Source organism: Mesobacterium hydrothermale (genome assembly GCF_035818635.1).
In the GTDB taxonomy this organism is placed as follows: domain Bacteria; phylum Pseudomonadota; class Alphaproteobacteria; order Rhodobacterales; family Rhodobacteraceae; genus Mesobacterium_A; species Mesobacterium_A hydrothermale.
Genome location: NZ_JAYLLH010000011.1, coordinates 74,921 through 88,331, shown reverse-complemented (window position 1 = coordinate 88,331; position 13,411 = coordinate 74,921). Strand labels below are relative to the sequence as shown.

Genomic DNA, 13,411 nt, shown 5'->3' with positions numbered 1-13,411 from the left:
ACTGCCTGAATTGACCGCGATACCAGACGCTAACAAAACGAACTGTTGAGGGTTAGTGATGGACCGTTTAACGGAAATGGAAGCCTTCGCGACGGTTGTGGACCAAGGTGGGTTCACCGACGCGGCCAAGAAAATGGGCATCTCGAAATCGGCCGTGTCGAAACACGTGTCGTCGTTGGAAGCCCGGCTTGGTGCACGGCTGTTGAACCGGACCACGCGCCGCGTCAGCCCAACCGAGATCGGCCTTGCCTACTATGACCGCGCCCGCCGCGTGCTGAACGACGCTGGTGAAGCCGACGCGCTGGTCACCTCGATGCAATCGGCCCCTTCGGGCCTGTTGCGGATCAGTGTGGCGACCGATTTCGGTGTCAATCACCTGAGCCCGGTACTGGGCGAATTCCTTGCAGATTTCCCCGATATCACCGTCAACATGGTGTTGAACAACCGCTACGTGGAGCTGATCTCGGAAGGGTTCGACATGGCGATCCGCATCGGCGAGCTGGAAGACAGCACGCTCCGGGCCCGCAAGCTGACCGAGACCACCAAGCGGATGATTGCCGCGCCCGGCTATTTCGAAAAATTCGGCCGGCCCGAGCGGATCGACGACCTTAACGAACACAAGCTTCTGCACTATTCCAACCAATCCAGCGGCAATGTCTGGAAAGTGACCGCTCCGTCAGGTGAAAAACGACAGGTGCGCACCGCCGGCTGGTTGTCTGTCAACGACGGTCAATCGCTGCTGAACGCCTGCATCGCCGGTCTTGGTATCGCGTATCTTCCGTCCTATCTATATTCGGATGCGATGCGGCAAGGGCTCGTCGTGGACGCGATCCCGGAACTTCCGATCGAAACTCAGGGCATCTATGCCGTCTATCCGCCGGGTCGGTTCACGCACCCCAAGGTCCGCGCCTTCATTGATTTTCTGGTCCACGCCTTCGCGGAAAAAGGCCCGACCGACTGGTAATATCCGACTTTCCCTCGCCTGACCCAAGGCACCTCGACCCCGGTTTCGACCGGGGTTTTTCTTTGCCGCGCGCAAAACCCTTGCAGACTCGGGGCAAGCCGCGTATACGCGCCTTCAACAGCGGCGTGTTTGGTTAGCTCTGAACGCTCCACCGGAAATCATGACGGGCCGCGCGCCCGTTTTTTTGTGTCTGAAAGACGAATATCCGCATGACAAACATGATCGCCAAAGCCGCCATAGATCGCCGCCTGGCCGAGATCGTGGGCCCCGTGATCGAAGACATGGGGTTCGAACTGGTCCGCATCCGGTTGATGAGCGGCAAGACCGCCACCTTGCAGATCATGGCCGAACGCCCCGAAGGCGGGATCGAGGTCGATGACTGCGCCGAGATTTCCACCGCCGTCAGCGCGGTGCTGGATGTTGAAGACCCGATCCTCGATGCCTATACGCTGGAAGTGTCCAGCCCCGGCATTGACCGCCCCCTGACCCGGCTGAAGGATTTTGAGACCTTCGAAGGTTACGAAGCCAAGATCGAAACCACCGATATGATCGACGGCCGCAAACGCTTCCGGGGTATCTTGGCCGGGGTTGAAGGCGACGACGTGCTCATCAACATCGAGGAAGGCACGATCGGCCTGAACTTTGATTGGCTGTCCGATGCCAAGCTGGTCCTAACCGACGAACTGATCCGCGACATGCTGCGTGCCCGCAAGGCCGCTGAACTGGACGAAACCAAATTCGATGACATCACGGCCGATGGCCCTGAGGAGGAGTAAGTAAGATGGCAATCACCTCTGCCAACCAGCTTGAGCTTTTGCAGACCGCCGAAGCCGTTGCCCGGGAAAAGATGATCGACCCTGGCCTGGTGGTCGAAGCGATGGAAGAGTCGCTGGCCCGTGCCGCCAAGTCCCGCTACGGCTCGGAAATGGACATCCGCGTGAAGATCGACCGCCGCACCGGCAAGGCGACCTTCACCCGCGTCCGCACTGTCGTGGCCGATGACGAGCTGGAAAACTACCAGGCTGAAATGACGGTCGAGACCGCCAAGCAGTATCTGTCCGACCCCCAGATCGGCGACACTTTCGTGGAAGAGGTCCCGCCGGTGGAACTGGGCCGGATCGCGGCGCAGTCGGCCAAGCAGGTGATCCTGCAGAAGGTCCGCGAAGCCGAGCGTGACCGCCAGTACGAAGAATTCAAGGACCGCGTCGGCACCATCATCAACGGCGTCGTCAAGCGCGAGGAATTCGGCAACGTGGTTGTGGACGTGGGCGGCGGCGAAGCCACCCTGCGCCGGAACGAGAAGATTGGCCGCGAAAGCTATCGCCCAAACGACCGGATCCGCTGCTACATCAAGGATGTGCGCCGCGAAGTGCGTGGCCCGCAGATCTTCCTGTCGCGCACCGCGCCGGAATTCATGGCCGAACTGTTCAAGATGGAAGTGCCGGAAATCTATGACGGCATCATCGAGATCAAGGCCGTCGCCCGCGACCCCGGTTCGCGCGCCAAGATCGCCGTGATTTCCTACGATGGTTCGATCGACCCGGTCGGCGCCTGCGTCGGTATGCGCGGCAGCCGCGTGCAGGCTGTGGTGAACGAACTGCAGGGCGAAAAGATCGACATCATCCCGTGGTCCGAAGACCTGCCCACCTTCCTTGTGAACGCGCTGCAGCCGGCCGAAGTGTCCAAGGTGGTGCTGGACGAGGACGCCGAACGGATCGAGGTCGTCGTGCCCGACGAACAGCTGTCGCTGGCCATCGGCCGCCGCGGTCAGAACGTGCGTCTGGCCAGCCAGCTGACGGGTCTCGACATCGACATCATGACCGAGGAAGAAGAATCAAAGCGTCGCCAGGCGGAATTCGAAGAGCGCACAAAGCTGTTCATGGAAACGCTGGACGTGGATGAATTCTTTGCTCAGCTGCTGGTCTCGGAAGGGTTCACGAACCTCGAAGAAGTTGCCTATGTCGAACTGGACGAACTGCTGGTGATCGACGGTGTCGATGAAGGCACCGCAGAAGAGCTTCAGACCCGCGCCCGCGAATTCCTGGAAGAACAGGCCCGCAAGGCCCTGGAAAACGCCCGTGAACTGGGTGCCCAGGACAGCCTTATCGACTTCGAAGGCCTGTCGCCCCAGATGGTCGAGGCACTGGCCAAGGACGGCGTGCTGACGCTGGAAGATTTCGCCACCTGCGCGGACTGGGAACTGGCCGGCGGCTGGACCAGCGTCAATGGCGAACGCGTCAAGGACGATGGTCTGCTGGAGCCCTTCGAGGTCAGCCTTGAAGAGGCACAGCACATGGTCATGACCGCCCGCGTCCTGCTGGGCTGGGTCGACCCGACCGAGCTGGACGCCGAGGAAGACGAAGACGAAACCGAAGCGCAGGCCGAGTAATCGGCCAGGCGCAGCCTTGGGGGCTTGAATGACACGCGGCGGTAAAGCCAAGACACTCGACGATGGACCGGAGCGCAAATGCATCGCCACCGGCGAGGCACAGCCCGCCGCTGGCCTGATCCGATTTGTCGTCGGCCCCGATGCGCAGATTGTGCCCGATATCCTGGGCCGCCTGCCCGGTCGGGGCATCTGGGTCAGCGCTGACGGCGCTGCCCTCGACAAGGCGGCGGGCAAGGGCCTTTTCGCCCGCGCCGCGCGTCAGCCTGTACAGGTGCCCGAAAACCTGCGCGCCGAGGTCGAAAACCAGCTGGCACGCCGGGTTGTTGACCTTATCAGCCTCGCCCGCAAATCGGGCGACGCGATCGCGGGCTATGAAAAGGTCAAGGACTGGCTGATGAAGGACGAGGCAGAAATCCTGCTTCAGGCCTCGGACGGTTCGGGACGCGGAAAAACGAAACTCAGCACCCCGCAATTCGGCAGCTACATCGGCTGGCTGACAGCCGACGAACTGGGTATGGCCTTTGGACGAGAAACTGTGATACACGCTGCGCTTCGCGCTGGCGGACTCGCGCAACGTGTTGTAGACGAGGCCCGACGACTGAAGGGCGTGCGCATCGTAAGCGACGATGCAAAGGACGGCGGCAGGGGCCGCCGGAAAGGATAAGTAGCTTTATGAGCGATAACGACGGCAAAAAGACTTTGGGCCTGCGCGGCGGTTCCCATTCCGGGAACGTGAAGCAAAGCTTCAGCCATGGACGTACCAAGAATGTCGTGGTGGAAACCAAGCGCAAGCGCGTGGTCGTGCCGAAGCCCAACGCGGGCAAACCCGGCAGCGGACCGCAGACGCAGGCTTCGGCCAAGCGCCCTGCCGGCATTTCCGATGCCGAAATGGAACGCCGCCTGAAGGCGCTTCAGGCAGCAAAACTGCGTGAGGTCGAAGAGGCCGCACAGCGTGAAGCCGACGAAAAGGCCCGTGCCGAAGAGCGTGATCGCCTGCGCGCCGAGAAGGAACAAAAAGAGCGCGAACAACGCGAGGCCGAAGAACGCGCCAAGGCCAAGGCCGAGGAAGAAGCCCGCCAGAAGCGCGAAGCCGAAGAGGCCGCCAAGCGCGCCGCCGAAGCCAAGGCCAAGCCGGCCGCTGCTGCGGCCCCCGCTGCCGCCGCTGCCCCTCAGGACCGCGCCGCAACACCTGCCCGTGGCCCGGCCCCGCAGCAGACTCCGCGCAAATCGGAACGGGAACGTGAAGAACGCGGTCGCTCGGCCAAGGCCCGGGACGATGGCAGTCGCCGCGCAGGCAAGCTGACGCTGAACCAGGCGCTTTCGGGCGAAGGGGGCCGTCAGAAATCCATGGCCGCGATGAAGCGCAAGCAAGAGCGCGCGCGTCAGAAGGCAATGGGTCAGCCGCAATCCCGCGAAAAGGTGGTGCGCGACGTTCAACTGCCCGAAGCGATCACTGTTGGTGAACTGGCCAACCGGATGGCAGAGCGCGTTGCGGACGTGGTCAAGTCGCTGATGCAAAACGGCATCATGGCGACCCAAAACCAGACCATCGACGCCGATACCGCGGAACTCATCATCGAGGAATTCGGCCACCGGGTGACCCGTGTGTCCGATGCGGACGTCGAAGACGTTATTCAGGATATCGAGGACAAGCCCGAAGACCTGCAATCGCGCCCGCCGGTCATCACGATCATGGGCCACGTCGACCACGGAAAGACCTCGCTTCTGGATGCAATCCGCAACACAAGCGTGACCAGCGGCGAAGCCGGCGGCATCACCCAGCACATCGGCGCCTATCAGGTGACGACGAAGGATGGTGCGGTGCTGACGTTCCTCGACACCCCTGGCCACGCGGCGTTTACGTCGATGCGGTCGCGCGGTGCACAGGTGACGGACATTGTCGTTCTGGTGGTTGCAGCGGATGACAGCGTCATGCCGCAGACGGTCGAGGCCATCAACCACGCCAAGGCGGCAGGTGTGCCGATGATCGTCGCGATCAACAAGATCGACAAGCCGGCAGCGAACCCGACCAAGGTGCGCACCGAATTGCTGAACCACGAGGTCGTGGTCGAAGCGATGTCGGGTGAAGTGCAGGATGTGGAAGTGTCCGCGCATACCGGCCAAGGTCTCGATGACCTGCTGGAAGCCATTGCGCTGCAAGCGGAAATCCTGGAACTGAAGGCCAACCCTGATCGGGCCGCACAAGGCGCGGTGATCGAGGCACAGCTTGACGTCGGCCGTGGCCCCGTGGCCACCGTTCTGATCCAGACTGGGACGCTGCATCAGGGGGATATCTTCGTCGTCGGAGAGCAGTACGGCAAGGTCCGTGCGCTGATCAACGACAAGGGCGACCGCGTGAAAGAGGCAGGGCCGTCGGTTCCTGTTGAGGTTCTTGGTCTGAATGGCACCCCCGAGGCCGGCGACGTTCTGAACGTCACCGAGACCGAAGCGCAGGCCCGCGAGATTGCGGAATACCGCGCCGGCGTCGCCAAGGAAAAGCGCGCCGCTGCCGGTGCCGCAACCACGCTCGAACAGCTGATGCAGAAGGCCAAGGACGACGAAAGCGTTTCGGAGCTTCCGATCGTCGTGAAGGCGGACGTGCAGGGTTCTGCCGAAGCCATCGTTCAAGCGATGGAGAAAATCGGCAACGACGAAGTGCGTGTGCGTGTGATTCACTATGGCGTGGGTGCCATCACCGAGACCGACATTGGCCTGGCCGAAGCGTCGGGTTGCCCGGTGATCGGCTTCAACGTCCGCGCAAACGCCCCGGCCCGTAACGCGGCCAACCAGAAAGGTGTGGAAATCCGCTATTACAGCGTGATCTACGACCTCGTGGATGATGTGAAGAAAGCGGCCTCTGGTCTGCTCTCGAACGAGATTCGCGAAAAGTTCATCGGCTATGCTCAGATCAAAGAGGTCTTCAAGGTCTCTGGTGTCGGCAAGGTCGCGGGCTGTCTGGTCACCGAAGGTGTCGCCCGCCGGTCCGCCGGTGTGCGCCTGCTGCGCGATAACGTCGTGATCCACGAAGGCACGCTGAAAACGCTGAAGCGCTTCAAGGACGAAGTGGCCGAAGTGCAGTCGGGTCAGGAATGCGGCATGGCGTTTGAGAACTACGACGATATCCGCCCCGCAGATGTCATCGAAATCTTCGAGCGCGAAGAGGTCGAACGTACACTCGACTGATCGAACCGTACGAAACCATAGAAAAAGGCGGGGTGACACCAATCACCCCGCCTTTTTTCTTTCCCCCGTTCGGATCAGTTAGACACTGGTGTTCCGGTGAACAGGCGGTTGCCAATCCGGACAATCATCCGACCATCCGGGAGCGTCTTTTCAAGGATACCCTGGGCGGAAACACAGCTGCCCAGAATGATAGTTTTCAGCATTTTGTTCCTCCCCAACAAGTGAACGTTTTATGTATATATCGAAAATCTGTTTCCTGAACCAGTTCAAAACGCCACACCTACGCAATATTATTGCGCAAATTATGGGCAAATGGGGTGTTTTGAAACAATGCCGCACCGCAGCACTTGACGCAAATCCACCAGGTCAGATCAGAGCCAATCGCGCAGAATCGGGATGAGCGGCACATCTGCGGCGGGCATCGGATAGTCGCTCAGATCCCGCGCCCGCACCCATTTCAGTGCCTGCCCTTCGCGCGACTGGGGGATGCCATCCCACTTGCGGCAAGCGAACAACGGCATCAGCAGGTGAAAGCTGTCGTAAGAATGGCTGGCAAAGGTCAGAGGGGCCAGGCAACTGGACCAGGTGTCGATGCCCAGTTCCTCCTGCAATTCACGGATCAGCGCCGCTTCGGGGGTTTCCCCGGGCTCGACTTTTCCGCCCGGGAATTCCCACAGACCGGCCATGGACTTTCCTTCTGGCCGCTGCGCCAGAAGCACTCTGCCGTCGACGTCGATCAACGCGACGGCAGAGACCAGAACGATCTTTTTCTCGGTCAAGAGCGATAGTCCGCGTTGATCGAGATGTAGCCGTGTGTCAGGTCGCAGGTCCAGACGGTCGCCGCACCCAGACCAATGCCCAGATCAACGGAAATCGTGATCTCGGGCTGTTTCATGTGGGCCGCGCCAAGCTCTTCCCGATAGGTGCTGGCAACCCAGCCGTTTTCGGCAACCAGAATGTCACCGAAGCGAATCGACAGCTTGTCCCGGTCCGCCGCAGCGCCGGATTTCCCCACCGCCATGACGATACGGCCCCAATTCGGATCTTCGCCCGCGATGGCCGTCTTGACCAGCGGTGAATTGGCGATGGCGAGCGCATGCGTGCGGGCATCGGCATCGGTCAGCGCGCCAGTGACGGTGACGGTGACGAACTTCGTCGCGCCCTCGCCATCGCGCACGACCTGGTGCGCCAGGTCCAGCATGACGTCGAACAGGGCCGCCTCGAACTCGGCGTTGTCGGCGGTCACCATGACGCCAGAGGCACCGGTCGCCCCCATCAGCAGGGTATCCGAGGTCGAGGTGTCGCTGTCCACGGTGATGCAGTTGAACGTCCAGTCATTGATCCGGCTGACCAGCGCCTGCAGGTCGGCGCGCGCCACCTTGGCATCGGTGAAGATGTAGACCAACATCGTCGCCATATCCGGCGCGATCATGCCCGAACCCTTCGCAATGCCCGCGATCTGCACCGGCTTGCCGCCGATCTCGACCGACCGGGTCGCCCCCTTGGGAAAGGTGTCGGTGGTCATGATCGCCTTGGCCGCGGCGCCAAGCGCGGTTTCGTCTTGCGCGCCCATCAGTTCTTCGATCTTGGCGATGATCCGGTCATGCGGGAGCGGTTCACCGATCACGCCCGTAGAGCTGCTAAAGACCCGCGCTGCGGGCAGGCCCGTTGCCATCGCTACAGCATTGCAGATCGCGGCGACAGAGCCATCCCCGGCCTTGCCGGTAAACGCGTTCGAGTTGCCCGAGTTGACGACAATAGCCGCGCCAGCATCGCTGTCGCCGCCGATCTTGGCCTGGCAGTCCAGCACGTTGGCCGATCGCGTGGCGGACCGTGTAAAGACACCAGCCACGGTGCTGCCCGGCGCCAGCATCGCCATCATCACATCCGTTCGGCCGGCGTATTTCACACCCGCAGCGGCCGCGGCGAAGGTCACACCTTCGATTACCGGCAATGCCGGAAACTCGGCTGGCGCCAAAGGCGACCGGGTCAGGTTCTTGGCCAATCAATCCTCCAACAGGTCTAGATTGCGCAGTTGCGCCTTGTCGATGCCTTCGGCACCGTTCACGATCGTGGCACCGGATTTCAGCATGTCCAGTTTTTCGGTCAACGCGGCACGTTGCAATTCATCGGCCAGCTCTGCCCGGACGCTGTCCAGGGCCGGCGCGGCTTTTTGACGAGTCTCGTTCAGCTTGATCACGTGCCAGCCGAACTGTGTCTTGACCGGTGCGGACACCTGGCCCACCTCCAGTTTCTCGACCGCAGCCTGGAACGGCTCGACCATCATGCCGGCTGCGAACCATCCCAGCGCACCACCGTTCGGGCCGGATGGGCCCGTTGACTTTTCCCGGGCAACAGCGGCGAAATCGGCACCCGCGTTCACTTCATCCGCGATCGCCTGCGCCTCTTCCTCGGAGTCCACAAGGATGTGCGAGGCGTTGTATTCAAGCCCCAGGTCCGCATTGGCATATTTGGCGTCGTAGGCTGCCTGCAATGTATCATCACTGACCGCGGCCTCGGCCACGCTGGCTGCCGCTTCGGCCGCAAGAAGGGCACGCTGTTCGTTTTCCAGCGACAGCTTCACGCGCTTGGTTTCCACTGCGGCGTCATCCATGCTCAACAAGGTTTGGCCGATCAGCTGATCCAGGATCGCATCCCACAATACGTCGTCCGACAGGCGCTGGTATTGCTCTGGAAGGCTGTTGCGCATCAGAATCATGTGGCCAAGCGTGATGTCGGTTCCGTTAACGCTCACGATCACCGTGTCCGAGCTGGGTGTGTCCTGTGCCGAAACGGGCAAAGCAAACGCCATGGCAAGCGCGAAAACGGACAAACGGGTGACGGATTTCAACATGAGGGGTCCTTCCTGACGGCCGCGCCCATGGGCGGCGTTGACACTGCTCTGACCGCCCCTTACATCGCCAGATGCCGAACGGTCGGTCGTTTCCTGCTTCATATGGGTTGCGCGCGAGCCGGGCAAGCGCAAGGCACGCAAGAAAACGTCAGACGGGATAGAGAGAGCATGCTGGGTATCGGAAAAGTCGCCAAGAAGGTGTTTGGCACCGCCAACGACCGGAAGGTGAAAGCCACCCGCCCGCTGATTGCAAAAATCAACGCGTTGGAACCTGAGTTCGAAAAGCTTTCGGACGATCAGCTCAGGGAAAAGACGGCCGAACTGTCGGACCGCGCGAAGGCTGGCGAAAGCCTGGACGCCCTGCTTCCCGAAGCATTCTCAAACTGCCGCGAGGCAGCAAAACGCGCGCTGGGTCTGCGGGCCTTCGATGTGCAGTTGATGGGCGGGATTTTCCTGCACCAGGGCAACATTTCCGAAATGAAGACCGGCGAAGGCAAGACGCTGGTCGCGACCTTCCCGGCCTATTTGAATGCGCTTTCGGGCAAGGGTGTGCACGTCGTCACCGTGAACGACTATCTGGCCAAGCGCGATGCAGAGTGGATGAGCAAGGTCTACGGCGCGCTGGGGATGTCGACCGGCGTGGTCTACCCGCGCCAGGATCCCGAAGAGAAGAAAGAGGCGTATGCCTGCGACATCACCTATGCCACGAACAACGAATTGGGCTTCGACTATCTTCGCGACAACATGAAGTCGTCGCTGTCCGACATGTCACAGCGCGGGCACAACTTCGCCATTGTGGACGAAGTGGACTCGATCCTGATCGACGAAGCGCGGACGCCGCTGATCATCTCTGGCCCATCAGACGACCGGACCGAGCTGTACAAGGCGATTGACGAACTGGTGCCGCTGCTGAACGACACCCATTTCACGCTGGACGAAAAGCAGCGCAACGTGACCTTTACCGAAGAGGGCAACGAATTCCTCGAACAACAGCTGATGCAACGCGGCCTTCTGCCCGATGGGCATACACTCTATGACCCGGAAAGCACCACGGTGGTGCACCACGTCAACCAGGGCCTGCGCGCACACAAGCTGTATACCCGTGACAAGGATTACATCGTCCGCGACGGAGAGGTGATCCTGATCGACGAATTCACCGGCCGCATGATGCAGGGCCGCCGTCTGTCCGAAGGTCTGCACCAGGCGATCGAGGCCAAGGAAGGCTGCGAAATCCAGCCGGAAAACATCACCCTCGCCTCGGTGACGTTCCAGAATTATTTCCGCCTTTATGAAAAGCTGTCCGGCATGACCGGGACCGCGGCGACCGAGGCAGAGGAATTCATGCAGATCTATGGCCTGGGCGTGGTCGAGGTTCCGACCAACCGCCCGGTTGCCCGGATCGACGAAGACGACAAGGTCTATCGCACGGGTCGCGAGAAATACGAGGCGATCGTCGAGGAAATCGGCAATGCCCACGCTAAGGGCCAGCCCGTTCTGGTCGGCACCACCTCGATCGAAAAGTCCGAAATGCTGTCGGAGATGCTCAAGGCCGCGGGTCTGCCACACAACGTTCTGAACGCCCGCCAACACGAGCAAGAGGCGCAGATCGTCGCCGATGCCGGCAAGCTGGGCGCGATCACCATCGCGACGAACATGGCGGGTCGTGGTACCGACATCAAGCTTGGCGGAAATGTCGAATTCAAGATCATGGAAGCCATCGCCGCCAATCCCGACGGCGATCATGCTGCAATCCGCGAACAGATCGAAACCGCGCACAAGGCCGACGAACAGGCGGTGAAGGATGCCGGCGGTCTGTACGTTCTGGCGACCGAACGGCACGAAAGCCGCCGCATCGACAACCAGCTGCGCGGCCGCTCTGGCCGTCAGGGGGACCCGGGCCGGTCGTCTTTCTACCTGTCGCTGGAAGACGACCTGATGCGCATCTTCGGGTCGGAACGGCTCGACAAGGTTCTGAAGACCCTTGGCATGAAAGAAGGCGAGGCGATCATTCACCCCTGGGTGAACAAGTCGCTGGAACGGGCGCAGGCCAAGGTCGAAGGCCGCAACTTTGACATCCGAAAGAACCTGCTGAAGTTCGATGACGTGATGAATGATCAGCGTCGGGTGATCTTCAGCCAACGGCTTGAGATCATGAAATCAGAGGACGTGTCGGAAATCACGGCCGACATGCGCGGACAGGTGATCGACGATCTGGTCGAACAGTTCATGCCGCCGAAATCCTATGCCGACCAGTGGAATTCCGAAGGCCTTTATGCCGCCGTGATCGAGAAGCTGGGCATTGACGTGCCGGTCATCGCCTGGGCGGCCGAAGAAGGCGTGGACGACGAAACCATCCGCGAGCGGCTGGAAGCCGCCGCCGACGAAGAGATGGACAAGAAGACCAAGGCCTTTGGCGAAGACACCATGCGCCAGATCGAAAAGCAGATCCTTCTGCAAGCGATCGACGGCAAGTGGCGTGAACACCTGCTGACGCTGGAACATCTGCGGTCCGTCATCGGTTTCCGCGGCTACGCGCAGCGTGACCCGCTGAACGAATACAAGACCGAGGCGTTTCAACTGTTCGAAGGTCTGCTTGACGGGCTGCGGGAAGAAGTCACGCAGAAGCTGTCTCAGGTACGCCCGATGACCGAAGAGGAACAGCGCGCCCTGATGCAACAGATCGCGGCGCAGCAGGCGGAAATGCAACGCGCCCAACAGGCGGCGATGGCGCAGGCGAGTGGTCAGACCACCCCTGATAGCGCCGCAGCGGCCCCGACGCCGCTGCTGGCGGGCTTTGACGAAACCGATCAGACAACTTGGGGCAACCCGGGCCGCAATGATCCCTGCCCCTGTGGGTCAGGCCAGAAGTTCAAGCACTGCCACGGTCGTCTGGCCTGAGAAGGATTGTTTCAGGGCGGGAAAATAAACACATTTCCGCCCTGAAAGCGCCCCCCGACGCGCCCTCCCCCGCCATTCCAATGCCGCGTTGTATTGCGAATTTTTCCCAAAATACCTTGGGAAGGAATCGCCATGTTGACCAAGCCGAGAACAGTCGCACTGTCCCTGAGCACCGCGTATTGCGCGCTGGGGATCGGATTCGTCATGCAAGCCTTCATGGAACCCGAATCCCCTAAGTTCGCGCAAGGGGACATCCAGTTCGATGACATCACGCCGACCTCTTCGGCCGCACCGATGCCGCGCCTGCGTCTGCCCAAGATGCCGGCAGAAGCCCGCGCGCCCGGCCAGCAGACCGGCCCCGAAGGCCTTCAGACGGCTGCGGCAAACATGGGTGACATGACCAACCCGGCCGGTACCGCACAGCCCAACTGCCGGATCGACATGGACGCCGTCCCCGCGCCCGGCGCGATGGTGGACCTCAGCTTGTCGGCCCCTTGTCTGGGCGGCGAAACTGTGGTGCTGCATCATCATGGCATGATGGTCACCGAAACCTTGTCGCCCGAAGGCACCCTGCAAGCGTCGCTGCCCGCGCTGAATGATCGCGCGGTTTTCGTCGCGGCGTTTGACAACGGCGAAGGCGCCGTCGCCCTGACCGAAGTCGCGGGCCTCGACCTGATGGATCGCGTAGTGGTCCAGTGGGAAGGCGACATGGGCCTGGAACTGCACGCCCGTGAATTCGGCGCGGACTATTTCCAGCCCGGACACGTCTGGCACGACGCCAGCGGCGACATGGCCGCGGTGGCCGAAGGCGAAAGCGGTTTCATGCTGCGCCTCGGCGACACCTCGGTGCCGAACGCCCTCGTGGCCGAGGTCTATACCTATCCCACTGCATCGACCAGCAAGCAGGGCACTGTCCTGATGACGGTCGAGGCTGAAGTCACCGCACAGAACTGCGGCCGCGACATCATGGCCCAAACCATCGAATTGCATCATGGCACCAAGCCGCGTGTGCAGGATGTGACCTTTGCACTTCCCGATTGTTCGGCCGTGGGTGAATTTCTGGTGTTGAAAAACACTGTCGAAGACCTGACAATCGCGTCCAACTGACGGCTGTCTTAAACAG

The 13,411-nt window shown here is 61.2% G+C and carries 10 protein-coding genes; 7 read left to right on the top strand and 3 right to left on the bottom strand.

The features are described from left to right. Positions 1-58: 58 nt before the first annotated feature. From VK792_RS10010 to infB, 5 genes are all read left to right on the top strand, one after another. Complete coding sequence (locus tag VK792_RS10010; RefSeq protein ID WP_326297338.1) at positions 59-964, top strand: LysR family transcriptional regulator; 906 nt, start codon at positions 59-61, stop codon at positions 962-964. A 209-nt stretch (positions 965-1,173) separates the two neighbouring features. After that, positions 1,174-1,740 (top strand): ribosome maturation factor RimP, encoded by a 567-nt coding sequence (gene rimP / locus VK792_RS10005; RefSeq protein ID WP_326297337.1) that lies wholly within the window; start codon positions 1,174-1,176, stop codon positions 1,738-1,740. A gap of 5 nt (positions 1,741-1,745) precedes the next feature. Then, positions 1,746-3,353 carry a transcription termination factor NusA gene (gene nusA / locus VK792_RS10000; protein WP_326297336.1) on the top strand — a complete coding sequence of 536 codons (1,608 nt, stop codon included), beginning with the start codon at positions 1,746-1,748 and terminating at the stop codon, positions 3,351-3,353. Positions 3,354-3,381: 28 nt separating this feature from the next. Then, positions 3,382-4,017, top strand: coding sequence for an RNA-binding protein (locus VK792_RS09995; protein WP_326297335.1), 636 nt, complete (start codon positions 3,382-3,384; stop codon positions 4,015-4,017). Between the two features lie 8 nt (positions 4,018-4,025). After that, the gene (infB, locus tag VK792_RS09990; protein ID WP_326297334.1) at positions 4,026-6,536 is read left to right on the top strand and encodes a translation initiation factor IF-2; all 2,511 of its coding nucleotides are present in this window, start codon (positions 4,026-4,028) and stop codon (positions 6,534-6,536) included. 371 nt (positions 6,537-6,907) lie between these two features. On the opposite strand, the gene mutT is transcribed toward infB, so the two are convergent. Genes mutT through VK792_RS09975 form a run of 3 tightly spaced genes read right to left on the bottom strand, consistent with a single transcriptional unit; the run spans position 6,908 to position 9,516 of the window. Beyond that, a complete protein-coding gene (mutT, locus tag VK792_RS09985; protein ID WP_326297333.1) occupies positions 6,908-7,315 on the bottom strand; it encodes an 8-oxo-dGTP diphosphatase MutT in 408 nt (135 codons plus the stop codon). Further along, positions 7,312-8,541, bottom strand: a complete 1,230-nt coding sequence (argJ, locus tag VK792_RS09980) for a bifunctional glutamate N-acetyltransferase/amino-acid acetyltransferase ArgJ (RefSeq protein WP_326297332.1) — start codon at positions 8,539-8,541, stop codon at positions 7,312-7,314. Before argJ ends, mutT begins: the two co-directional genes overlap by 4 nt. Beyond that, positions 8,542-9,516: a foldase protein PrsA gene (locus tag VK792_RS09975; RefSeq protein ID WP_326297331.1), complete on the bottom strand. Its 975-nt coding sequence runs from the start codon at positions 9,514-9,516 to the stop codon at positions 8,542-8,544. It abuts the gene before it with no gap. 42 nt (positions 9,517-9,558) lie between these two features. On the opposite strand from VK792_RS09975, the gene secA reads away from it, so the two are divergent. Then, a complete protein-coding gene (gene secA / locus VK792_RS09970; RefSeq protein WP_326297330.1) occupies positions 9,559-12,288 on the top strand; it encodes a preprotein translocase subunit SecA in 2,730 nt (909 codons plus the stop codon). A 132-nt stretch (positions 12,289-12,420) separates the two neighbouring features. After that, positions 12,421-13,395: a translocase gene (locus tag VK792_RS09965; protein WP_326297329.1), complete on the top strand. Its 975-nt coding sequence runs from the start codon at positions 12,421-12,423 to the stop codon at positions 13,393-13,395. Positions 13,396-13,411 lie beyond the last annotated feature (16 nt).